We start from the raw sequence: 21,221 nt of genomic DNA on the forward strand, positions 1-21,221 counted from the left end.
AAGGCGCTCGAGGCATCTAAAACGTGGGGAAGACAATGGCGCAGCGCAAGGCTTTGATGATCCTGCACGGCAAGCAAGCCATGAACGAGGACGTGCGGGCGGCGGTTGGCGCCATGCGCGAGCGTGGCTGGCAACTGGATGTACGGGTGACCTGGGAGGGGGGCGATGCCGCCCGTCTGGTCGAGGAGGCGCTGGCGGCAGGATATGGCCAGCTGGTGGCGGGCGGCGGTGATGGCACCTTGCGCGACGTTGCCGAGGCCATGGCCCGGGCGCGCACTGAGGCCAGCCTGGTGCTGCTGCCCCTGGGTACGGCCAATGACTTTGCCCGGGCCGCTGGCGTACCGCTCGAACCGGATCAGGCGCTGGCGTTGCTGGAGGTGCCCGCCAGAGCGATTGATCTTGGGCAGGTCGGCGAGCAGGTCTTCCTCAACATGGCCACGGGCGGGTTCGGCAGCCAGGTCACGGCCAATACGTCTGAAGACCTGAAAAAGGTATTGGGTGCGGCGGCCTACCTGTTCACCGGTTTGTCTCGCTTCAGCGAGCTCAGTGCGGCGTCGGTGGAGTTGCACGGACCAGACTTTCAATGGCAAGGCGACTTGCTGGCCCTGGGGATCGGCAACGGCCGGCAGGCAGGGGGTGGGCACGTGCTGTGCCCCGAGGCGCAGGCGGATGACGGGCTGCTGGATATCAGTATTCTGCCGGCCCCCCAGGAAATGGTCAGTACCTTGCGCAACCTGCTCAGCGATGGCTTGGGCCTTGAGAACATGTTTGTGCGTGCACGCCTGCCCTGGGTCGAGATCAAGAGCTCGCAAGGCCTGGACATCAACCTGGACGGTGAGCCGCTGCAAGGTGAGAGCCTGCGCTTTGAAGTGCTGCCAGCAGCGCTGCGGGTACACCTGCCGGCCGGTTCGTCGTTGCTCAGTCGTCGAGGCTGATGATCTGTTCGCGTACGGCAAACAGCACCAGGCCTGCAACGTCGTAGATCTGCAGGCGTTTCATGATCTGTGAGCGGTGGGTTTCTACCGTCTTGATGCTCAGGCCCAGCCCTTGGGCAATTTCGCGGGTGGACTTGCCGCGCACGATCAGGCGCAGGATCTCCAGCTGGCGCGCTGTCAGGTTGTGGTTTTCGCTGGCGGGTGGTTTGTTGGTCTGGGCGCGCAGCAGAGCCTGGTTGATCACCGTATGGGCAATGGCCGGGCTCAGGTAACGCTCGTTGCTGCGAAGCGCCGCCAGCGCTTGTTCCAGTTCGGTGGCCGTGGTGTCCTTGAGCAGATAGCCATGGGCGCCGCTTTCCAGGGCCTGCATGATCAGCTCGGGATCGGTGTGCATCGACAGGATCAATACCTTGCTGCGACAGCCGCTGGCGCGCAGGCAGCTGAGGGCTTGCAAGCCGCTGGTCGAGCGCATGGAGATGTCCAGTAGCACAATATCCGGGTCCAGTTGCTCGACCAGCTCGATGACCTGGTTGCCATCGTCGCCTTCGCCAATCACTGTATAGCCGGGAATGTCCGACACCAGGGCGCGGACGCCGGCGCGTATCAGTGAGTGGTCGTCCACCAGCAGCAAACTACAGGTCATGGGGCGGTACTTGTCTTGGCGCGTTCGAGGGTGCGCGGTGGCCAGGGAAACAGGGCCTGGATCCGGGTGCCTTGGCCAGGCTGGCTACTGACCGACAGCTTGCCACCGAGCAGGCTGGCCCGCTCGGCCATGCCGGCCATGCCTCGCTGTCCTTCGTCGGCGGGGTTGCTGGCAGGCGAAAACCCCTGGCCGTCATCGTTGATCCTTAATGACAGGCCTTCAGGCAGGCGCTGGATACAGACCAGCAGATTACTGGCGCGGGCATGGCGCAACATGTTGGTTACCGCTTCCTGGGTGATGCGAAAGGCTGCGATGGCCATATCCTCGGGAACACCCCCCAGGCGTTGGCGGCACTCCAGGCTCCAATTGACGTTGGTGTTCTCCAGGGTCCGCAGCAAGTGTGCGCGCAAACTGGCTTCCAGCCCCAGGCTGGAAAGCTGGCGAGGGTTGAGTATGGCCGAGACGTCGCGCACGTTGGCCAGGGTGTCATCCAGCGTGCTGAGCAGGGTGCTGCATTGCGCTTGCAGCTCGTTCGGCGCGCGCCGCTGCAGCCAGCTGGCCTGAAGTTTGGCTGCAGTCAGCAACTGGCCGATTTCGTCGTGAAGTTCACGGCTCAGGCGCTGGCGCTCGTTCTCCTGGACTTTGAGCAGGCGATCGGCAAGTTCGGCCGGGCGCAGGGCAATGGTGCGTGCCCAGTGGCGCAGGTGCCAGCCGATGCTCAACATCGCCACCACGTGCACGGCCATCACAGCGGCAGTCATCGGTTGGCCGGCCAGATACAGCACCAGGTTGGCGACGATCGAGGCCAGGCACAAAAGCGCGGCCGACCAGCGCATCAGGGCGGCCCCGGGACGCCAGTGCGTGAATGTCTTGAGGCTTGTGAGCATAGGAAATGAAGCCACTGAAATTTCGCTGTCGAAGTCTTGCAAGGGTCAAGCTAGAGGCGTTGCCGTATTGTCTTGATAATAGTTGACGGTCGTTGCCGGGCGCGTTCATGAATGCTTGTGACAAGGTAAGAAATCGAAGAGATCGGTCAACCCAAGTGTAAAAGTCATCCAGCGGTGCGCATGGTATCACTTCAAGTAAAAATGGTCGCGGACTCCTGTAACTGTCTGAATCATCAGGTTTTACGGGGTGGTAAGGGGGGCAGGCACGCGTAAGGGTCTAGCACTTTGCCATCAGCTGGAAGTGCAAGAAACATTTACAAGATAAATTAAATCAGCAGTTTCACCAGCGCGGGAAAGTCATCGGCGTGCAGTAAAAGTTCTAGCTTAGTATGCGGCGCACAATACGCTGGACTGCGCTGGTAAATAGTTTGCTAATTTCACTTAGTTGGCCGTAGTTGAGCGCTCGATAGCCATCCTGGGCACTTGGGCAGGGTGCTCGCAGGGGGACATGATCAAAGTGCAGGAGGCGCAGGCTTGAGAAGGGTTCAGGGCGCTTGCCAGGTTGTCCAGCAGCACCACTTGCTCCTCGGTGTCCAGGTTCAGGCGACCGGTACGCGGATCCACCAGCTCCAATTGCCAGGCCAGCAGCGTCAAGCAATCTTGAATGGCCGTGAGCGCACCTTCGGGCAGGTGTATCGGTGTCTGCGCAGACACCAGCAACTGTTGCAGTTGCTGGCAGTAGCCGGCCACTTCAAGCAACCCCAGTTCCTGGGCACGGGCAACCAGAGTGGCGAGGGTATCCTTCAGGCAGTGGCAGGCATCCGGATCGTTGTCGATCAGTTCCAGGTGCTGCAGGCACTCCTCGGCCTTGGTCAACAGGACCTGGGCATCCACCAGAAAATCCTGCAGGGCGCTGCTGTTCAGTGAGTCGATAGTCATCATTTGGCTCCAGCACACAAGGCTGGAGCAAGGATTGGCGACAATGCGGCGATCGCTGACAAAAGCCTGACTCCGTTCATGCAATGAGAATGGCGTCACATTAATGGCTAATGGATATCGCGAACATCAGGTCCCGCCCGATTGTCACTAGGGGTTTCCCTGATGGGGTGTTTTGATCGCGACCCTTTAGAGGCAATCGCGACAGGCAGGCAGTGAGCGCAGTAAAGCATGATGGTAAAATGACATCAATGCTCGGCAGCGCATTTTCTACTGGGGTCAAGCTGCGTGCGATCTGGCCGATACAGGGCCATTGGATTCATTTTTTAGAACACCTGGGGGTTCTTCAATGGCTGGCATTCTCGACACGGTAGACCAAAGAACGCAGCTGGTGGGTGAGAACCGGCTGGAAATCCTGATGTTTCGCCTGGCTGGCCGTCAATTGTTCGCGATCAACGTGTTCAAGGTGCAGGAGGTGCTGCAGATGCCCAAGCTGACCTTGATGCCGCAACGGCACCCATTCGTGTGCGGCGTGGTCAACCTGCGCGGGCAGACTCTGCCGGTGATCGATCTTTCGCAAGCCATCGGTATGCGTCCGATTGCGCCCGGTCCAGGCAGCACCATCATCGTTACCGAGTACAACCGCTCGGTGCAGGCGTTTCTGGTAGGCGGGGTCGACCGTATCGTCAACATGAACTGGGAGGCCATCATGCCACCGCCTTCCAGTGCCGGTCGCCAGCATTACCTGACGGCAATCAGCAAGGTCGACGATCAGTTGGTGGAAATCATCGACGTTGAAAAAGTGCTGGCCGAGATCGTGCCGTACAACGCCAGGGTCTCGCGTGAAAAGCTCGAGGATCCGGTGATGGCCCGTGCCCGTGGGCGTGAAGTGCTGCTGGTGGATGACTCTTCCGTAGCCCTGGCCCAGCTGCGCGATACCTTGTCGCAACTGGGTGTGAAAATGCATGTTGCCAGTGACGGTCTCAAGGCTCTGCGCCTGCTCAAGGGTTGGGCAGATGCCGGGGAAAATGTTTGCGAGAAGCTGCTGATGGTCTTCACCGATGCCGAGATGCCGGAAATGGACGGCTATCGATTGACCACCGAGATCCGCAATGATCCGCGCCTGCGTGCGTTGTACGTGGTGCTGCATACTTCATTGTCCGGCAGCTTCAACGAGTCGATGGTAAAGAAGGTCGGCTGTGACAACTTCCTCTCCAAGTTCCAGCCCGACAAGCTGGTCGACGTGGTGCGCCAGCGCCTGATGCTGGATGAAGTGACGGCCTGAGTCGGTATAAGCTAGGTCTCCGACCCTCAAGCAAGGCTGCTCGAAATGCGTCTGAGTGCTCTGTACCGCTACCCGCTCAAGTCCGCACGCGCCCAGGCGCTGCAATCGTCCCCGCTGGATCTGCTGGGATTGAGCGGAGACCGTCGCTGGATGCTGGTGGAGCGCGACAACGGACGCTTCCTGACCCAGCGTGCCTATCCACAGATGAGCCAGCTGTCGGCGGCATGTGCCAATGACGGCGGGCTGGTCCTGGACGCTCCGGGGCGCGCGTCGCTGCAGGTGCCGGTCCCTGAAGGTGACAGTAACCTGCGTGGCGTCCTCATCTGGCGCGACACCTTGCGCGTGCCGGATGCCGGTGACGAGGCGGCGCAGTGGCTCAGCGAATTCATAGGCAAGGATGTCCGCCTGGTCCATGTACCTGAGCAGCGCACACGCTTTTTGCCCAATGGCTACGGCCTGAACAGTGATCGAGTGGCCTTTGCCGACGGTTTCCCCCTGTTGCTGATCGGCCAGGCATCGCTCGATGACCTGGTGCAGCGTGTTGGTCGCCCGCTGGAGATGCTGCGTTTTCGTCCCAACCTGGTGGTGGAAGGCGCTTCGGCCTTTGCCGAAGACGGCTGGAAGCGCATCCGTATCGGCGAGATGGAGTTTCGTGTGCTCAAGCCATGTGAGCGCTGCATCCTGACCACCATCGATCCGCAGACTGGTGAGCGCAGTGCCGACCGCGAACCCCTGGCGACGCTCAAGACGTACCGGCAGAAGGAAGGGGATGTGCTGTTCGGGCAGAACCTGGTGGCTGATGGCAGCGGGGTGTTGGAGGTGGGAATGGCGGTGGCGGTGCTGGAGTAGGCTGTAGCCGAACGAGATCGCGGGGCAAGCCCCGCGATGTTTTCATTCAATCACTGATCGTCAAAATACCGCTCATGCCAGTCAACCAGCGGCTGAGGTGAATTGAGCTTTTGCCCGTAGATAACCGAGTACGACAGTACGTTCTGCACGTATTGGCGGGTTTCATCGAACGGGATCGACTCGACCCACACATCGAAACTCAGGTGGTCGGCGCCACGCAGCCATTGCCGCACACGTCCCGGGCCGGCGTTGTAGGCCGCGGAGGCGAGCACCCGGTTACCGTTGAACTGACTATGCACCTGGCTCAGGTAGGCTGCACCCAGCTGGATGTTCTTGTCTGGATTGAACACCTGTGCCGGTGAGGCCAAGGGGATGCTGAACTTTCGCGCGGTTTCCTTGGCGGTGGCCGGCATCAATTGCATCAGGCCACTGGCGCCGACGCTGGAGCGCGCATCCTCCATGAAGGCACTTTCCTGGCGTGTAATGGCAAACACCCAGCTCGAATGCAGGCCGCGCACCTTGGCTTCGCGGACCAGGGTGTCGCGATGGGCCATTGGGAAACGGATATCCAGATCATCCCAATACTGCGCCTGGCTGATGGTGCGAATGGCCGGGAAGTACCAACGCATGTCATAGGCAAGCCTGGCCTGGGCAACCATTTCATCACGGTTGAAATGGCGGCTGACGTAGTACCACTCGCGACGTCCGTCGACGATCTGGCCGCGGGCATGGAACTCCAGCGCACGGCGGATGCCAGGGGTGTTGCGCACCTTGTTCATCAGGGCCTGGCTCAGCACCAGTGGCTTGTTGTTGAGCTGATACGGGGTCTGCGTGCGGTCGGCGGCGAGGAAGCCGTAGAAGTCACGCTCGCGGGCGACCGTCTTGTACAGCATTGGAATCTGCGGGTTCTTCGGCTGGGCCAACTCAAGGCTGCGGGCCTGCCAGTAGCGCCAGCGGTTGCTGCTGGCCAGGTCCTGGGGCAGGCGCGTGGTCAGCTCGTAGGCATCCTCCCAGCGGCCCAGGCGCAGCAGCAGGCGCAGTCGCCATTCGGTGACGGTGTTGTCGCGCAGCTCAGGGTCGTAGCGGGTCATCAGGTCGAGGGCGCGCGGGTCGTACCGGCGGGCCAGGGTCAGGCCGATTTCCCGGGCGATGGCGACTTTTTCATCGCGGGAGAAATGCATGCGGTTGGCGTAGTCGTCCAGCAGGCCCATGGCACGTTCAGGGTCCTGGCGTGCCAGGCGCCGCAGGCCCAGGCTGACCACGTCGGACATGGCCTCGTTGACTGGCACGAAACGGCTCGGCTGATTGAGCAATTGCGGTTTTTGCGCCACGTCCACCAGCAGGCGACCCTGAGGGGCGAGGGTGGTGAGGTCTTTGGTCAGGGCGGTGGCCAAGGCATAGTTGCGGGCCTGGGCAGCCAGCTTGATACGCTCCCAGCGCTTCTGTTCGGTGAGCTGGCCTTCGGCGGCCCAGCGATTGAACAGGGCGTCACAGGCGGCCGGTTGCGACTTGCCCACCAGCCAGAGCTTCTCGGCGGTGGCGAAGCCTTCGGCGCGCTGGCCGTGGCTCAGTTGGTACTGACCATTGAGGCAATCGAGCTCGGTGAAGTTCAGCTTGGGGTCGTAGTAGCGGTTGAAGGTCGCCCAGTCGCCACGCTCGGCCAGCCAGCGCAACCAGCGCAATTTCATCCAGTTGGACTGGGGCAGGTCGCCATGGGCGGCGAGGAACTTCTCGATTTCTTCATTGCTGGCGCTTTTGAGTCGAGCGGTCAGCTCGTCGTAGGCGAGGTAGGGCGTCAGGGGGTAGTCGCGCAGCGCCTGGGCATAGCGCAGGTACGGGCCCTTGTCGCCTTTGGCCAGGGCGCGCTTGGCCTCGTCATAGTATTGGCGTTGTACGGTGATATCGGTGGCCTGGGCGACGCTCGCCGCGCAGGTCGAGAGAAGCAGGCAGGAAACTAGGCTGAACAGGCGGCTGCGCATGAGACTTCCGGGCAGTTTGACCATGAAAAGTGACGGCGGAGCCAGCACTGTTGGGGTTACGTTGCTTAAGCTTAGCCGTTTGCCGCCGGCGGATGAAAGCATTGTGCTTGTATCGAGTTGTAATCGGGCAGTCTGTCGTCGGAATAGTCTGTAGGAGCGCCTGCTTAATGTGAAGCCGGCCCAAGTCGGGTAGAATGCGCGCCCTGTTTTTGGAGAAGATCATGACCCTGCTCAAATTAAGCGATGTGTCCCTTGCGTTCGGCGCCATGCCGTTGTTGGACAAGGTGTCCTGGCAGATCGCCCGTGGTGAGCGGGTGTGCATCATCGGCCGTAACGGTACTGGCAAATCGAGCATGCTGCGCCTGGTCAAGGGTGACCAGAAGCCTGATGACGGTGATGTCTGGCGTGCCCCGGGGCTCAAGATCGGCGAGCTGCCGCAGGAGCTGCCGGTGGCCGATGGCCGTACGGTGTTCGATGTGGTTGCCGAAGGCCTCGACGGCGTCGGCGCCTTGCTGGCCGAATACCACCATCTGAGCCAGAACATCCATAGCGATGCAGACCTGGAAAAGCTCATGCACGTCCAGCACGACCTGGAAGCGCGTGATGGCTGGCGTCTGCAGCAGCTGGTCGACAGCACCCTGAGCCGCTTGCAGCTGCCGGCCGACAAAACCCTGGCCGAGCTGTCCGGTGGCTGGCGTCGCCGTGTTCTGCTCGCTCAGGCGCTGGTGTCCGAACCCGACCTGCTGCTGCTTGACGAGCCGACCAACCACCTGGACATCGGCGCCATCGCCTGGCTCGAAGAAGCCCTCAGCGGTTTTGGCGGTGCGGTGCTGTTTATCACCCACGACCGTTCCTTCCTGCAAAACCTGGCCACGCGCATCCTCGAACTGGACCGCGGCGGCCTGATCGACTGGAATGGCGACTACGCCAGCTTCCTGGTCCACAAGGAAGCCATGCTGGCGGCTGAAGAGACCGCCAACGCCCTGTTCGACAAGAAGCTGGCCCAGGAAGAAGTGTGGATCCGCCAGGGCATCAAGGCCCGGCGTACCCGTAACGAAGGCCGTGTGCGCGCACTCAAGGCGCTGCGGGTAGAGCGCAGCGAACGCCGCGAGCGCACCGGCAAGGCCAACATCCAGCTCGATGTTGCCGAGAAGTCCGGCAAGCAGGTCATGGTGCTGGAGAACGTCAGCTTCAGTCACCCGGGTGGCCCGCAGCTGGTGAAGGATTTCTCCATGGTCCTGCAGCGCGAGGACAGGATCGGCCTGCTCGGCGCCAACGGCACCGGCAAGACCACCTTGCTCAAGTTGATGCTCGGTGATCTTGAGCCCACCAGCGGCAAGGTCGAGTCCGGCACCCGCCTGGAAGTGGCCTATTTCGACCAGTTGCGCCATCAGTTGGACCTGGAAAAGACCGTGATCGACAACTTGTCCGAAGGTCGCGACTTCATCGAGATCGACGGGCAGAACCGTCACGTGTTGAGCTACTTGGGCGACTTCCTGTTCAGCCCGCAGCGTGCGCGTACACCGGTCAAGGCGCTGTCTGGCGGCGAGCGTGCGCGCTTGTTGCTGGCCAAGCTGTTCAGCAAGCCTGCCAACCTGCTGGTGCTGGACGAACCGACCAACGACCTGGACGTGGAAACCCTCGAGTTGCTCGAAGAGGTGCTCTCGGCGTTCAAGGGCACTGTGCTGATGGTCAGCCACGATCGGGCCTTCCTCGATAACGTGGTGACCAGCACCCTGGTCTTTGAAGGCGAAGGCAAGGTGCGTGAGTACGTCGGTGGGTATCAGGACTGGATTCGCCAGGGCGGTTCGCCGAAGCTGCTCGGTGTCTCCGAGAGCAAGTCGGGCAAGTCGGAGCTGAACACTGCCGTAGTCGAAGCCGTTGCACCGGTTCCGGCGGCTGCCGAGGCGCCCAAGAAAAAGCTCAGCTACAAGCTTCAGCGTGAGCTTGAAGCCTTGCCAGGTCAGATTGACGAGCTGGAGCAGAAGATGGCAGCGGTGCAGGAAGAGATTTCCGATCCAGCCTTCTACCAGCGCCCAATCGACCAGACCAGCGCCGTGCTGGCGCGCCTGGAGCAGATGCAGGCTGAACTGGATGTCCTGGTGGAGCGCTGGGCCGAACTGGACAGCTGACGAGAAAGGCCCGACGCATGATCTTGCGTCGGGCCTTTTGCGTTACTCGGCTTTTTTCTGCAGGCGTACGGCAAGCACATCGCACGGTGCGCCGTGCAGCACGTCGTTGGCCGTGGAGCCCAGCAGCAGGGCCAGGCCGTGACGGCCGTGGCTGCCCACCACGATCAAGTCGCAGTTCTGGTCCTTGGCCAACTGGTGGATTTCCTGGCGAGGCTGGCCGTAGGTCAGGTGCGAGTCGCCGCGGTTGATCTCAGGGTACTTGTTGAATAGGCGGTCCATGCGCTCCTTGGCCTGGTCGAACTGTTGCTGTTGCAGTTGCGAGAGGTCCATGGGTACATCGCCACCAAAGGCCATGGCCATGGGCTCGACGATGTGTACCAGAGAGACCTTGGTGCCCGCGGGTGTAGCCAGTTCACGGGCGCGCTTGATGACCGGGTCGCATTCTTCGGTCAGGTCGACGGCAACCAGAATATGTTCGTAGGGCATGAGTAGCTCTCCTGACAGTTGCATTGGTTCAAGTATGGTCGGTTTCAGGCTGATCGCTGCAAACCCCGGCTAACCAGCTCATTTGCAAAGCTTTATGGGAACAACAGATATGACGGTCTGGCTAGTGGTGTCAATCCTTGCGCTGATTTTGAGTCCTCTGGCCTGGTTGCGCCCTTCGCGTAATCAGAGTGGTCGCATGGCCCTGCGCATGGAAGCCCGACGTATGGGGCTGAACATGCAACTGACGCCTCAGGAGTGGCCACACTGGCTGCCCAAGGAGCCGCCAAGCCCTTGCGCACGGTACGTGCGGCCGCGGCGCCAGGGCAGGGCAGACAGCTGGAGCTACTGGCAGACCATGCCCGGTACCTGGCTCAATCAATGGCGCGAACCCTGCGCCGATCCGGTCTTGATGGAACAGTTCACGCGGCTTCCCGAAAGCGTCTACAAGGTCGAAGCCGGGAAGCAAATGGTTGCGCTTTATTGGGGCGAACGCGGCGAATCGGCTGTGTTGCAGGATATTGCCGAAGTATTGAAAGCCCTAGCCTGATTCGCCCACTGGAATACCGTCCAATAAAAAGCCCGATTCACGCATCGGGCAGACGGGCCAGGCAGGCCGGTGTAGTGTTTATTTCCTTCCAGTGTAGCGGGCGCCACGCTACCTGCCGCTTTTTTGATTTCCTTCTTGGTGCGCGCTGGCGCATGTCCATCCTGCGCACGCAGGTGTAAGCCTTTGACCACTATCGTCGCGATGAATACGGCCTGATCACCGATGCAGGTGTTTGCTCGCGAACAGCGAATAATGACCGCAAAGTCGCGTTTTCAAGCTGCTTTTGGGTATTTGACAACAGCGATTTTTTCGTTGAATGTGTGCGTACCCAAATCAAACGGGCGTATGAATTGAGCGTTTGTATTGTCAGAAGGCTCTTACAGAATCCCGACTATCGCGCTGACGGGTGTGCCTGGCGCAAGGATTCGGCAAACAGCGGCCTATGGCCGGCCGGGTCTTTCACCAGCGTTCGGCGTGTACAGTTCAGCTTCCATATCGTGGAGATCAGTTGATGATTTACGAAGGTAAAGCCATCACGGTTAAGGCTCTTGAAAGCGGCATCGTCGAACTGAAGTTCGACCTCAAGGGTGAGTCCGTCAACAAGTTCAACCGTCTTACCCTGAACGAATTGCGTCAGGCCGTAGACACCATCAAGGCCGACGCCTCTATCAAGGGCGTGATTGTCAGCAGTGGCAAAGACGTGTTCATCGTCGGCGCGGACATCACCGAGTTTGTCGATAACTTCAAGCTGCCCGAGGCCGAACTGGTCGCCGGCAACCTGGAAGCCAACCGGATTTTCAGCGACTTCGAAGACCTGGCCGTGCCAACTGTTGCCGCGATCAATGGCATCGCCCTGGGCGGCGGTCTGGAAATGTGCCTGGCTGCCGACTATCGCGTCATGGCTACCAGCGCCAAGATCGGCCTGCCGGAAGTCAAGCTGGGTATCTACCCAGGCTTCGGCGGCACCGTGCGCCTGCCGCGCATCATCGGTGCCGACAACGCCATCGAGTGGATTGCCGCCGGCAAGGAAAACCGTGCTGAAGACGCACTGAAAGTCGGTGCCGTCGATGCCGTGGTCGCCCCTGATCTGCTGCAGGCTGCGGCCCTGGACTTGATCAAGCGCGCCATCAGCGGCGAGTTCGACTACAAGGTCAAGCGCCAGCCCAAGCTGGAAAAACTCAAGCTCAACGCCATCGAACAGATGATGTCCTTCGAGACCGCCAAAGGTTTCGTGGCCGGCCAGGCCGGCCCTAACTACCCGGCACCGGTCGAAGCGATCAAAAGCATTCAGAAAGCGGCCAACTTCGGGCGTGACAAGGCGCTGGAAGTCGAAGCCGCAGGCTTCGTCAAGCTGGCCAAGACGTCGGTTGCCGAGAGTCTGATCGGCCTCTTCCTGAATGACCAGGAGCTCAAGCGCAAAGCCAAGGCCCACGACGAAATCGCTCGTGACGTGAAGCAGGCTGCCGTACTCGGCGCCGGCATCATGGGTGGCGGCATTGCCTATCAGTCGGCGGTCAAAGGCACCCCGATCCTGATGAAGGACATTCGCGAAGACGCCATTCAGCTGGGCCTGAACGAAGCCTCCAAGCTGCTCGGCGGCCGCGTTGAAAAAGGTCGCCTGACCCCGGCCAAGATGGCTGAAGCGCTGAACGCGATTCGCCCGACCCTGTCGTATGGCGACTTTGCCAATGTCGACATCGTGGTCGAGGCCGTGGTCGAGAATCCGAAAGTCAAGCAAGCAGTATTGGCTGAAGTGGAAGGCCAGGTGAAGGACGATGCCATCCTGGCTTCCAACACCTCGACCATCTCCATCAACCTACTGGCCAAGGCTCTCAAGCGTCCGGAAAACTTCGTCGGCATGCACTTCTTCAACCCGGTGCACATGATGCCGCTGGTGGAAGTCATCCGTGGCGAGAAGTCCAGCGAAGTGGCCGTTGCCACCACCGTTGCCTACGCCAAGAAAATGGGCAAGAACCCGATCGTGGTCAACGACTGCCCGGGCTTCCTGGTCAACCGCGTACTGTTCCCGTACTTCGGCGGTTTCGCCAAGCTGGTCAGCGCCGGCGTCGACTTCGTGCGTATCGACAAGGTCATGGAAAAATTCGGCTGGCCGATGGGCCCGGCCTATCTCATGGACGTTGTTGGCATCGACACCGGCCACCATGGCCGCGACGTGATGGCCGAAGGTTTCCCGGACCGCATGAAAGACGACCGTCGTTCGGCCGTCGATGCACTCTACGAAGCCAATCGCCTGGGCCAGAAGAACGGCAAGGGCTTCTACGCCTACGAAACCGACAAGCGCGGCAAGCCGAAGAAGGTCGCCGATGCGTCGGTACTCGAAGTGCTCAAGCCAATCGTCTACGAGCAGCGTGAAGTCAGTGACGAAGACATCATCAACTGGATGATGGTGCCGCTGTGCCTTGAAACCGTTCGTTGCCTGGAAGACGGTATCGTCGAAACCGCCGCCGAAGCCGACATGGGTCTGGTCTACGGCATCGGTTTCCCTCCCTTCCGTGGCGGCGCGCTGCGCTACATCGACTCGATCGGTGTGGCCGAATTCGTTGCCCTGGCAGACAAGTACGCCGATCTGGGTCCGCTGTACCACCCCACCGCGAAGCTGCGTGAAATGGCCAAGAACGGCCAGAGCTTCTTCGGTTAAGCGCCCAACGATAGAGAGCGAGAGAATATATGAGCCTGAATCCAAGAGACGTGGTGATTGTCGACTTCGGTCGCACGCCGATGGGCCGCTCCAAGGGTGGCATGCACCGCAACACCCGCGCCGAAGACATGTCTGCGCACCTGATCAGCAAGGTGCTGGAGCGTAACACCAAGGTCGACCCCAACGAGGTCGAGGACGTGATCTGGGGTTGCGTCAACCAGACCCTGGAGCAGGGCTGGAACATCGCCCGCATGGCGTCGTTGATGACCCAGATCCCTCACACCGCGGCCGGCCAGACTGTCAGCCGCCTGTGCGGCTCGTCCATGAGCGCCCTGCACACTGCAGCCCAGGCGATCATGACCGGCAACGGCGACGTATTCGTTGTCGGCGGCGTCGAGCACATGGGGCACGTCAGCATGATGCACGGTGTCGATCCGAACCCGCACATGTCGCTGTACGCGGCCAAGGCGTCGGGCATGATGGGCCTGACCGCCGAGATGCTGGGCAAGATGCACGGCATCAGCCGTGAGCAGCAGGACCTGTTCGGCCTGCGTTCGCACCAGCTCGCCCACAAGGCGACGGTCGAAGGCAAGTTCAAGGATGAAATCATCCCGATGCAGGGTTACGACGAGAACGGTTTCCTCAAGACATTCGATTATGACGAAACCATCCGTCCGGACACCACCCTGGAAAGCCTCGCGGCGTTGAAGCCTGCCTTCAACCCCAAAGGCGGTACCGTAACTGCCGGTACGTCTTCTCAGATCACCGACGGTGCCTCGTGCATGATCGTGATGTCGGCCCAGCGTGCCCAAGACCTGGGCATTCAACCGCTGGCCGTGATCCGCTCCATGGCGGTGGCCGGTGTCGACCCGGCAATCATGGGCTACGGTCCGGTGCCGGCGACCCAGAAAGCGCTCAAGCGCGCTGGCCTGACCATCGCCGACATCGACTTCTTCGAGCTCAACGAAGCTTTCGCCGCACAGGCCTTGCCGGTGCTGAAAGATCTGAAAGTGCTCGACAAGATGGATGAGAAGGTTAACCTGCACGGCGGCGCCATCGCCCTGGGTCATCCTTTCGGTTGCTCTGGTGCGCGGATTTCCGGCACTCTGCTCAACGTCATGAAGCAGAATGGCGGGACCTTCGGTGTCTCGACCATGTGCGTCGGCCTGGGTCAGGGCATTACCACCGTCTTCGAACGCGTCTAAGCGTTTCGGGGAAGGAAGCCGGGGCCTTGTGCCCCGGTTTTTGTTTTTGCGGATTTTTTTTCAAGAGGGCGAGCAACATGCAGATACAACCAGGCGTTTACCGGCATTACAAAGGGCCTGAGTATCGTGTGTTCGGCACCGCGCGCCATTCCGAAACCGAGGAGTGGGTGGTGTTCTACCAGGCCCTGTATGGCGAGTTCGGGCTTTGGGTTCGACCACTTTCGATGTTTCTGGAGTCGGTCGAGGTTGACGGCGAGCAAGTGCCGCGCTTTGCTTTGGTCAAGGCTGAACCCGAGCTGTTTTCGCGGCCCGATGCCGAGGGCGGATAAAGCCCCGCGCTTGACCTCACTGTATTGCCACTATATATAGCGGTGCCGCGTCAGGTACCTGCCGTGTTTTTATTTTCAGTATTCAGGAAATTTCCGATCCATGGGCAAATCGCTGGTCATTGTGGAATCCCCGGCTAAGGCCAAGACCATCAACAAGTACCTGGGCAGCCAGTACGTGGTGAAGTCGAGTATCGGCCATATCCGAGACCTGCCCACCAGCGGTTCGGCCAGCGCCAGCAAGGAGCCTGCCGCCAAGCGCGGCAAGGCCGCCGCAGGCGAGGCGCCGGCCCTGTCGCCGAAAGAGAAGGCGCGCAAGCAGCTGGTTGCACGCATGGGGGTTGATCCGGATCACGGCTGGAAGGCCAAGTACGAGATCCTCCCGGGCAAGGAAAAGGTCATCGACGAACTGCGTCGCCTGGCCAAGGATGCCGACACCATCTATCTCGCAACCGACTTGGACCGCGAGGGGGAAGCCATTGCCTGGCACCTGCGCGAAGCCATCGGCGGTGACGACAGCCGCTACAAGCGCGTGGTGTTCAACGAAATCACCAAGAAAGCCATCCAGGAGGCGTTCTCGCAGCCGGGCGAGCTGGATATCGATCGGGTCAACGCCCAGCAGGCGCGTCGCTTCCTCGATCGTGTGGTTGGCTACATGGTCTCCCCGCTGCTGTGGCAGAAAATTGCCCGTGGCCTGTCTGCCGGTCGCGTACAGTCGGTTGCGGTGAAGCTGGTGGTCGAGCGTGAGCGTGAAATTCGCGCGTTCATCCCGGAAGAATACTGGGAAGTGCATGCTGACCTGGGTACCGCCAAGGACGCCAAGGTGCGTTTTGAAGTGGCTCGGGAGAAGGGCGAGGCCTTCAAGCCGCTGAACGAAGCGCAAGCCATGGCGGCCCTGGAGAAGCTCAAGGCTTCCAGCTACACCGTTGCCAAGCGTGAAGACCGTCCGACCAGCAGCAAGCCCTCGGCCCCGTTCATCACCTCTACCCTGCAGCAGGCGGCGAGCAATCGCCTGGGCTTCGGGGTGAAGAAAACCATGATGATGGCCCAGCGTCTGTACGAAGCCGGTTACATCACCTACATGCGTACCGACTCGACCAACCTCTCGGTCGATGCGGTTGAAATGGCCCGCAGCTATATCGAAAGCGAGTTCGGCAAGAAGTACTTGCCTGAAGCTCCGATCGTCTACGGCAGCAAAGAAGGTGCCCAGGAAGCGCACGAAGCGATCCGCCCTTCGGATGTGAACACCCATCCGACCAAGCTCAGTGGCATGGAGCGTGATGCCGAGCGCCTGTACGAGCTGATCTGGCGTCAGTTCCTGGCCTGCCAGATGCCGCCGGCCCAATACCTGTCGACCACCGTCAGCGTCACCGCCGGCGACTTCGAGCTGCGCGCCAAGGGCCGCATCCTCAAGTTCGACGGTTATACCCGCGTACTGCCACAACAGAGCAAGCCGGGCGATGACGACGTGCTGCCGGAGATGAACCAGGGCGAAGTGCTCAAGCTGATACAGATCGACCCGAGCCAGCATTTCACCAAGCCGCCTGCGCGTTACTCCGAAGCGAGCCTGGTCAAGGAAATGGAAAAACGCGGCATTGGCCGTCCTTCCACCTACGCGGCCATCATCTCGACCATTCAGGACCGCGGCTATGTGACCCTGCACAACCGTCGTTTCTATTCCGAGAAGATGGGCGACATCGTTACCGAGCGCCTGTCGGAGAGCTTCTCCAACCTCATGGACTACGGCTTCACCGCCGGCATGGAAGAGAACCTCGATGATGTTGCCCAGGGTGAGCGTGATTGGAAGAACGTGCTGGACGAGTTTTACGGCGATTTCAGCAACAAGCTGAAACTGGCCGAGGATGCAGAGAAGGGCATGCGTGCCAACCAGCCGACCCTGACCAACATTCCGTGCAAGGATTGCGGTCGGCCGATGATGATCCGTACTGCGTCCACCGGTGTCTTCCTTGGTTGCTCGGGCTACAGCCTGCCGCCCAAAGAGCGTTGCAAGGCCACGGTCAACCTGGTTCCGGGTGATGAAATTGCAGCGGATGACGAGGGTGAGTCGGAATCGCGCGTGTTGCTCAACAAGCACCGTTGCCCGATCTGCTCCACGGCCATGGATGCTTACCTGCTCGACGAAAAGCGCAAGCTGCATATCTGCGGTAACAACCCTGATTGCACCGGCTACGAGATCGAAGAAGGGAACTACCGCATCAAGGGTTACGAAGGGCCGAGCCTTGAGTGCGACAAGTGCGGTAGTGAGATGCAACTCAAGACAGGTCGCTTCGGCAAGTTCTTCGGTTGCACCAACGCAGAGTGCAAGAACACCCGCAAGCTGCTCAAGAGCGGCGAGGCGGCGCCACCCAAGATGGATGCGGTGAAGATGCCGGAACTCAAGTGCGAGAAGGTCAATGATACCTACGTGCTGCGTGATGGTGCTTCGGGCCTGTTCCTGGCGGCCAGCCAGTTCCCGAAGAACCGCGAGACCCGTGCGCCACTGGTAATCGAGATCATTCCTCACAAGGATGAAATCGACCCGAAGTACCACTTCCTCTGCGAAGCCCCGAAGAAAGACCCCGACGGTCGTCCGGCAGTCATCCGCTATAGCCGCAAGACCAAGGAGCAGTACGTGCAGACCGAAGTCGAGGGCAAGCCGACCGGCTGGCGCGCCTTCTACGATGGCAATGCCTGGAAGGTCGAAGACAAACGCTGATCGGGCGTAGTTGATGCAATCGCGGGGCAAGCCCGCTCCTACTGTGGGAGCGGGCTTGCCCCGCGATGCTTTTCAGCCCTGTACTAGTGTAAATTGGCTCATCGCCTTGCATCCTATCGGAGGGCTCCCAGATGGCCCAGGAACTCTATACCCGTACCAACCAGAAGATCTATTTTGCGGGCCTTGCCCTTGAGGCCTTGGGCAGAGCACAGGAAAGCCGGGCCATGAACGCCCAAGCGCTGATTCAGTCAGAGCGCGAATCAGCGCTGTTCCATCTGTATGGCGCACTGCTTGGCCTGTGCCATGAGATTGCCGGGTTCTATCGTTTGCCCCAGGCGAGCGCACCCCGTGCCGAACTGCTGTTGACGCGTGAAGTGCTGGAGGCCGTGGCGATTCCGGAAATGGCCGAGCTAGTCGAACTGGCCGAGCAGCGGGAGACCTGGCTGGCGCAACTACTAGCAGCTTATGCCGATTTGTTCCGACCGCCGGTCGCGAAAAAAGCGCCGAAAAACGACGTGACCCAGCCCCTGATTCAGGCGGTGAGCCTGGACGAGCCCGAGGTAGCGCCGCTGTCGCGAGAAGAACTGGAAAGCTGGAGACAGAACCTCAAGGGCCTCACTGTTCGTTTTCGCGAGGGCTTGAGTGAGTGCTGATTGAGGCGGTCGCTGGTACAAGCTGGTACAATGGTGGCCTTTCGTGGAGAACTGCCCTTTATGCCAACGTCCTTTCTAGAAATTGTCGAGTTGCCTGATGGCCGGATCGAGTTGCGCCGCGCCGAGGACGAAGGCTCCCTGGTAACCCTGGATTTCTCCGAGGACGCCAAGGCTTTCCTGCAAGGTCAGCATGTTGAAGTGGCCAAGGCCATGCTCAGCGTAGGCGTGCAGATGGCTGGCAAGCTTGTAGAAGGCGAAATCGAGCGAGACGAGGGGCCGCGCGTCCTGCATTGATCATCCTGCCGGCCTCCTCGTCCTGAGGAAGCCTGACGAAGCCCATGTAAATCAAGCCTGATTATCAGCCGAGGCGGATGTTCAGGCTTTGTGCGTCTCCGGTGCGGGCGGCGATGCTCAGTTGTTGGCGAGCACTGCTGCTGACCGTATTCAGCCAGCTGACCACGGTATGGCTGCGGCCCAGTCGCAGGGCATCGCAGGCCAGTTGCAGGGCGCTCTGGTTGCCGCGCGGTTGCAGCAACAGGATGCGCTCGCGATTGAGGCCGGCGTCGCGTAGCCACGCTTGGGTAAGAATGGCTGGCGGGGCAATCAGGGTCAGCCAACGGGCGTCCTGCTCTTCGCTCAGCTCGCTCAGTTCACGCAGCATGGGGGCCAGGAGGTTCTGGCAGCTTCCCAATGCGCCACGAAAGGACAGTTCGCTGAAAACCTGCGCCGTACCTGCGTGGGGTGCTGGTTTGGCGGCTTTCAGTCCGGGCAGAACTGGCTGGGCCAGGAACGCTTCGAACAGGGGCAATTGTGCTTGCTGTGGTGCATGGGGGAACTGCATGACGCCTCCTTTTTACCGGCGAATGACGCCGACACTCAAGCCCTCGATCACCAGCTCCTGATCTTTCAGGTTGACTTCGATGGGGGCGAACTCAGGGTTCTCGGCAATCAGCCAGACTTTGTTGCCTTCGCGCTTGAAGCGCTTGACCGTGACTTCGTCACCCAGGCGGGCGACCACGATCTGGCCATTGCGGGCTTCGCGGCAGGTGTGTACGGCGAGCAGGTCGCCATCGACAATGCCGACGTCCTTCATGCTCATGCCGTGAACGCGCAGCAGGTAGTCGGCCCGGGGATGGAAGAAGGCCGGATTGATGTTGCAGGATTCTTCGATATGTTGCTGGGCGAGAATAGGGGCGCCGGCAGCGACGCGACCAATGATTGGCAGGCCGTTGTCTTCGGCTTTGGCCTCGACGCCGGGGATGCGGATGCCGCGGGAAGCGCCGGGGGTCATTTCGATCGCGCCCTTGCGGGCCAGTGCCTTGAGGTGTTCCTCGGCGGCATTGGGCGATTTGAAGCCCAGCTCCTGGGCAATTTCGGCGCGGGTGGGCGGGAAGCCGTTGTCTTCCAGGCAGCGCTTGATAAAAGCCAGAATCTCAGCTTGGCGTGGCGTCAGTTTTAGCATGTTGATCGCTCTGTCTTTTTATACAGTGACTGGGATTATATACAGTAGATGGCAAGCTGCAAGCGCCAAACTGCAAGAAAGGGCGGGGTGGCCTCGCCAGCAGTGGAGAGCTTGTCGGTTGAGGGTATGATTTAATACGTGACCGTGTAGCCGCAAAACGGCTGCGCAGGCTTGACAAATCACCGCTTTGAAACGTATGTTTCAAACAAGTGTTTGTCAGGCGGAGTAGTCATGGCCCAGTCGGAAACCGTTGAACGCATTCTCGATGCTGCCGAGCAGTTGTTCGCGGAAAAAGGTTTTGCCGAAACCTCATTGCGGCTGATCACCAGCAAGGCCGGCGTCAACCTGGCGGCGGTGAACTACCATTTCGGCTCGAAAAAGGCTCTGATTCAGGCGGTTTTCTCGCGTTTCCTTGGCCCGTTCTGCACCAGTCTCGAGCGTGAGCTGGAGCGTCGCCAGGCTCGACCGGAAAATAAGCCAAGTCTTGAAGAGTTGCTGGAGATGCTGGTCGAGCAGGCGCTGGTGGTACAGCCTCGCAGCGGCAACGACCTGTCCATTTTCATGCGTCTGCTGGGATTGGCCTTCAGCCAGAGCCAAGGGCACCTGCGCCGCTACCTTGAAGACATGTACGGCAAGGTGTTCCGCCGCTACATGCTGCTGGTCAACGAGGCAGCTCCACGCATTCCTCCCATCGAGCTGTTCTGGCGCGTGCATTTCATGCTCGGTGCCGCGGCCTTCAGCATGTCCGGGATCAAGGCGCTGCGTGCGATTGCCGAAACCGACTTCGGCATCAATACCTCGATTGAACAGGTCATGCGCCTGATGGTGCCGTTCCTTGCTGCCGGCATGCGTGCCGACAGTGGCGTTACGGACGAGGCGATGGCTGCAGCCCAGTTGCGCCCACGCAGCAAATCGTCCAGCGCACCGGTGGCTGCCAAGGCCTGATTCAACGGCTGGGCGCCGCCGGCCGCATCGGCTAAGCTAGCGCCCTATGCCGAGTCTCGATCTACTGCACATCTCCCTCGCCGATCAATGCCTCTACGGGTTTTCTCGGGGGCAACTGTGCCTGCGCCTGCCGGTATCCACGGCGTTGAGTGGTGCCGGTGAGCGTAGCGGCTCAGGCTGTACGCCGCGTGGCCTGCATCAGGTGCGGGCGAAAATCGGGGCGGGCTTGCCGCAGGGCGCGGTGTTGCGCGGGCGGCGTTGGACCGGCGAGACCTGGACCCCGGCCCTGCATGCGCTGCACCCCGGACGCGACTGGATCCTCTCCCGGATCCTCTGGCTCAGCGGTTGCGAGCCAGGGCTGAATCGCCTGGGGCCGGTTGACACCTTCCGTCGTTATATTTACCTGCACGGCACGCCCGACAGCGAACCAATGGGCGTGCCGTTGTCCCATGGCTGTGTGCGCTTGCGCAATGCCGACCTTTTGTACCTGTTCGATCGCGTGCCACTGCATTGCCTGGTGCGGATCGAAGAAGCCGCATGCCCCCTATGGGCCGCTGCGCCCCTGAATTGAAGGAT

The 21,221-nt window shown here is 60.6% G+C and carries 20 protein-coding genes; 13 read left to right on the plus strand and 7 right to left on the minus strand.

All coding sequences use genetic code 11. The features are described 5' to 3' along the window. The first annotated feature begins 35 nt into the window (after positions 1-35). Positions 36-935 (plus strand): lipid kinase YegS, encoded by a 900-nt coding sequence (yegS, locus tag ABVN19_RS04475; protein ID WP_028945911.1) that lies wholly within the window; start codon positions 36-38, stop codon positions 933-935. Here yegS and ABVN19_RS04480 read toward each other — a convergent pair. The 3 genes from ABVN19_RS04480 to ABVN19_RS04490 all read right to left on the minus strand — a co-directional run bounded on the left by ABVN19_RS04480 (position 919) and on the right by ABVN19_RS04490 (position 3,404). Beyond that, entirely contained in the window at positions 919-1,578 is a 660-nt protein-coding gene (locus tag ABVN19_RS04480) for a response regulator transcription factor (protein ID WP_105642308.1), read from the minus strand. The two genes, yegS and ABVN19_RS04480, sit on opposite strands and share 17 nt — an antisense overlap. Beyond that, positions 1,575-2,465 carry a sensor histidine kinase gene (locus ABVN19_RS04485; RefSeq protein WP_028945913.1) on the minus strand — a complete coding sequence of 297 codons (891 nt, stop codon included), beginning with the start codon at positions 2,463-2,465 and terminating at the stop codon, positions 1,575-1,577. Before ABVN19_RS04485 ends, ABVN19_RS04480 begins: the two co-directional genes overlap by 4 nt. 441 nt (positions 2,466-2,906) lie before the next feature. Next, complete coding sequence (locus ABVN19_RS04490; protein ID WP_036990389.1) at positions 2,907-3,404, minus strand: hypothetical protein; 498 nt, start codon at positions 3,402-3,404, stop codon at positions 2,907-2,909. Between the two features lie 346 nt (positions 3,405-3,750). On the opposite strand from ABVN19_RS04490, the gene ABVN19_RS04495 reads away from it, so the two are divergent. Together ABVN19_RS04495 and ABVN19_RS04500 are read left to right on the plus strand one after the other, a co-directional pair. Beyond that, a complete protein-coding gene (locus tag ABVN19_RS04495) occupies positions 3,751-4,686 on the plus strand; it encodes a chemotaxis protein CheV (RefSeq protein WP_028945915.1) in 936 nt (311 codons plus the stop codon). A 45-nt stretch (positions 4,687-4,731) separates the two neighbouring features. Then, complete coding sequence (locus tag ABVN19_RS04500; RefSeq protein WP_028945916.1) at positions 4,732-5,535, plus strand: MOSC domain-containing protein; 804 nt, start codon at positions 4,732-4,734, stop codon at positions 5,533-5,535. A 50-nt stretch (positions 5,536-5,585) separates the two neighbouring features. On the opposite strand, the gene ABVN19_RS04505 is transcribed toward ABVN19_RS04500, so the two are convergent. After that, on the minus strand, positions 5,586-7,514 hold the full coding sequence (locus ABVN19_RS04505) for a transglycosylase SLT domain-containing protein (RefSeq protein ID WP_028945917.1): 1,929 nt from the start codon (positions 7,512-7,514) through the stop codon (positions 5,586-5,588). 221 nt (positions 7,515-7,735) lie between these two features. Between ABVN19_RS04505 and ABVN19_RS04510 the strand changes: the two genes are divergently transcribed. Beyond that, positions 7,736-9,646, plus strand: coding sequence for an ATP-binding cassette domain-containing protein (locus ABVN19_RS04510; RefSeq protein ID WP_028945918.1), 1,911 nt, complete (start codon positions 7,736-7,738; stop codon positions 9,644-9,646). A gap of 42 nt (positions 9,647-9,688) precedes the next feature. Here the strand turns inward: ABVN19_RS04510 and ABVN19_RS04515 are convergent, their stop codons facing one another. Further along, complete coding sequence (locus ABVN19_RS04515) at positions 9,689-10,132, minus strand: universal stress protein (protein ID WP_028945919.1); 444 nt, start codon at positions 10,130-10,132, stop codon at positions 9,689-9,691. Positions 10,133-10,241: 109 nt separating this feature from the next. On the opposite strand from ABVN19_RS04515, the gene ABVN19_RS04520 reads away from it, so the two are divergent. The 7 genes from ABVN19_RS04520 to ABVN19_RS04550 all read left to right on the plus strand — a co-directional run bounded on the left by ABVN19_RS04520 (position 10,242) and on the right by ABVN19_RS04550 (position 18,532). Further along, on the plus strand, positions 10,242-10,679 hold the full coding sequence (locus ABVN19_RS04520; RefSeq protein WP_028945920.1) for a hypothetical protein: 438 nt from the start codon (positions 10,242-10,244) through the stop codon (positions 10,677-10,679). 511 nt (positions 10,680-11,190) lie between these two features. After that, positions 11,191-13,338: a fatty acid oxidation complex subunit alpha FadB gene (gene fadB / locus ABVN19_RS04525; RefSeq protein WP_105642307.1), complete on the plus strand. Its 2,148-nt coding sequence runs from the start codon at positions 11,191-11,193 to the stop codon at positions 13,336-13,338. Positions 13,339-13,367: 29 nt separating this feature from the next. Continuing rightward, positions 13,368-14,543, plus strand: a complete 1,176-nt coding sequence (gene fadA, locus ABVN19_RS04530) for an acetyl-CoA C-acyltransferase FadA (protein ID WP_028945922.1) — start codon at positions 13,368-13,370, stop codon at positions 14,541-14,543. 77 nt (positions 14,544-14,620) lie between these two features. Beyond that, on the plus strand, positions 14,621-14,872 hold the full coding sequence (locus ABVN19_RS04535) for a DUF1653 domain-containing protein (RefSeq protein ID WP_028945923.1): 252 nt from the start codon (positions 14,621-14,623) through the stop codon (positions 14,870-14,872). 100 nt (positions 14,873-14,972) lie between these two features. Further along, positions 14,973-17,585: a type I DNA topoisomerase gene (gene topA / locus ABVN19_RS04540; protein ID WP_028945924.1), complete on the plus strand. Its 2,613-nt coding sequence runs from the start codon at positions 14,973-14,975 to the stop codon at positions 17,583-17,585. Between the two features lie 131 nt (positions 17,586-17,716). After that, a complete protein-coding gene (locus tag ABVN19_RS04545; RefSeq protein WP_028945925.1) occupies positions 17,717-18,238 on the plus strand; it encodes a DUF6586 family protein in 522 nt (173 codons plus the stop codon). Positions 18,239-18,298: 60 nt separating this feature from the next. Continuing rightward, positions 18,299-18,532 carry a hypothetical protein gene (locus ABVN19_RS04550; RefSeq protein ID WP_010226971.1) on the plus strand — a complete coding sequence of 78 codons (234 nt, stop codon included), beginning with the start codon at positions 18,299-18,301 and terminating at the stop codon, positions 18,530-18,532. Between the two features lie 64 nt (positions 18,533-18,596). On the opposite strand, the gene sulA is transcribed toward ABVN19_RS04550, so the two are convergent. Together sulA and lexA are read right to left on the minus strand one after the other, a co-directional pair. Next, entirely contained in the window at positions 18,597-19,079 is a 483-nt protein-coding gene (gene sulA, locus ABVN19_RS04555; protein WP_028945926.1) for an SOS-induced cell division inhibitor SulA, read from the minus strand. 12 nt (positions 19,080-19,091) lie between these two features. After that, positions 19,092-19,700 carry a transcriptional repressor LexA gene (lexA, locus tag ABVN19_RS04560; RefSeq protein WP_028945927.1) on the minus strand — a complete coding sequence of 203 codons (609 nt, stop codon included), beginning with the start codon at positions 19,698-19,700 and terminating at the stop codon, positions 19,092-19,094. 231 nt (positions 19,701-19,931) lie between these two features. On the opposite strand from lexA, the gene ABVN19_RS04565 reads away from it, so the two are divergent. Together ABVN19_RS04565 and ABVN19_RS04570 are read left to right on the plus strand one after the other, a co-directional pair. Beyond that, on the plus strand, positions 19,932-20,645 hold the full coding sequence (locus ABVN19_RS04565) for a TetR/AcrR family transcriptional regulator (RefSeq protein WP_028945928.1): 714 nt from the start codon (positions 19,932-19,934) through the stop codon (positions 20,643-20,645). Between the two features lie 46 nt (positions 20,646-20,691). Next, entirely contained in the window at positions 20,692-21,216 is a 525-nt protein-coding gene (locus ABVN19_RS04570; RefSeq protein ID WP_028945929.1) for a L,D-transpeptidase, read from the plus strand. The last annotated feature ends 5 nt before the right edge of the window (positions 21,217-21,221 follow it).

It is taken from the genome of Pseudomonas vranovensis (assembly GCF_040438935.1).
Taxonomy (GTDB): Bacteria; Pseudomonadota; Gammaproteobacteria; order Pseudomonadales; family Pseudomonadaceae; genus Aquipseudomonas; species Aquipseudomonas vranovensis.

What these genes read in the sequence shown, in the direction of transcription:
- yegS (WP_028945911.1), top strand. Translation starts at nt 36, where the DNA reads ATGGCGCAGCGCAAGGCTTTGATGATCCTGCACGGCAAGCAAGCCATG.
- ABVN19_RS04480 (WP_105642308.1), bottom strand. Translation starts at nt 1,578, where the DNA reads ATGACCTGTAGTTTGCTGCTGGTGGACGACCACTCACTGATACGCGCC.
- ABVN19_RS04485 (WP_028945913.1), bottom strand. Translation starts at nt 2,465, where the DNA reads ATGCTCACAAGCCTCAAGACATTCACGCACTGGCGTCCCGGGGCCGCC.
- ABVN19_RS04490 (WP_036990389.1), bottom strand. Translation starts at nt 3,404, where the DNA reads ATGACTATCGACTCACTGAACAGCAGCGCCCTGCAGGATTTTCTGGTG.
- ABVN19_RS04495 (WP_028945915.1), top strand. Translation starts at nt 3,751, where the DNA reads ATGGCTGGCATTCTCGACACGGTAGACCAAAGAACGCAGCTGGTGGGT.
- ABVN19_RS04500 (WP_028945916.1), top strand. Translation starts at nt 4,732, where the DNA reads ATGCGTCTGAGTGCTCTGTACCGCTACCCGCTCAAGTCCGCACGCGCC.
- ABVN19_RS04505 (WP_028945917.1), bottom strand. Translation starts at nt 7,514, where the DNA reads ATGCGCAGCCGCCTGTTCAGCCTAGTTTCCTGCCTGCTTCTCTCGACC.
- ABVN19_RS04510 (WP_028945918.1), top strand. Translation starts at nt 7,736, where the DNA reads ATGACCCTGCTCAAATTAAGCGATGTGTCCCTTGCGTTCGGCGCCATG.
- ABVN19_RS04515 (WP_028945919.1), bottom strand. Translation starts at nt 10,132, where the DNA reads ATGCCCTACGAACATATTCTGGTTGCCGTCGACCTGACCGAAGAATGC.
- ABVN19_RS04520 (WP_028945920.1), top strand. Translation starts at nt 10,242, where the DNA reads ATGACGGTCTGGCTAGTGGTGTCAATCCTTGCGCTGATTTTGAGTCCT.
- fadB (WP_105642307.1), top strand. Translation starts at nt 11,191, where the DNA reads ATGATTTACGAAGGTAAAGCCATCACGGTTAAGGCTCTTGAAAGCGGC.
- fadA (WP_028945922.1), top strand. Translation starts at nt 13,368, where the DNA reads ATGAGCCTGAATCCAAGAGACGTGGTGATTGTCGACTTCGGTCGCACG.
- ABVN19_RS04535 (WP_028945923.1), top strand. Translation starts at nt 14,621, where the DNA reads ATGCAGATACAACCAGGCGTTTACCGGCATTACAAAGGGCCTGAGTAT.
- topA (WP_028945924.1), top strand. Translation starts at nt 14,973, where the DNA reads ATGGGCAAATCGCTGGTCATTGTGGAATCCCCGGCTAAGGCCAAGACC.
- ABVN19_RS04545 (WP_028945925.1), top strand. Translation starts at nt 17,717, where the DNA reads ATGGCCCAGGAACTCTATACCCGTACCAACCAGAAGATCTATTTTGCG.
- ABVN19_RS04550 (WP_010226971.1), top strand. Translation starts at nt 18,299, where the DNA reads ATGCCAACGTCCTTTCTAGAAATTGTCGAGTTGCCTGATGGCCGGATC.
- sulA (WP_028945926.1), bottom strand. Translation starts at nt 19,079, where the DNA reads ATGCAGTTCCCCCATGCACCACAGCAAGCACAATTGCCCCTGTTCGAA.
- lexA (WP_028945927.1), bottom strand. Translation starts at nt 19,700, where the DNA reads ATGCTAAAACTGACGCCACGCCAAGCTGAGATTCTGGCTTTTATCAAG.
- ABVN19_RS04565 (WP_028945928.1), top strand. Translation starts at nt 19,932, where the DNA reads ATGGCCCAGTCGGAAACCGTTGAACGCATTCTCGATGCTGCCGAGCAG.
- ABVN19_RS04570 (WP_028945929.1), top strand. Translation starts at nt 20,692, where the DNA reads ATGCCGAGTCTCGATCTACTGCACATCTCCCTCGCCGATCAATGCCTC.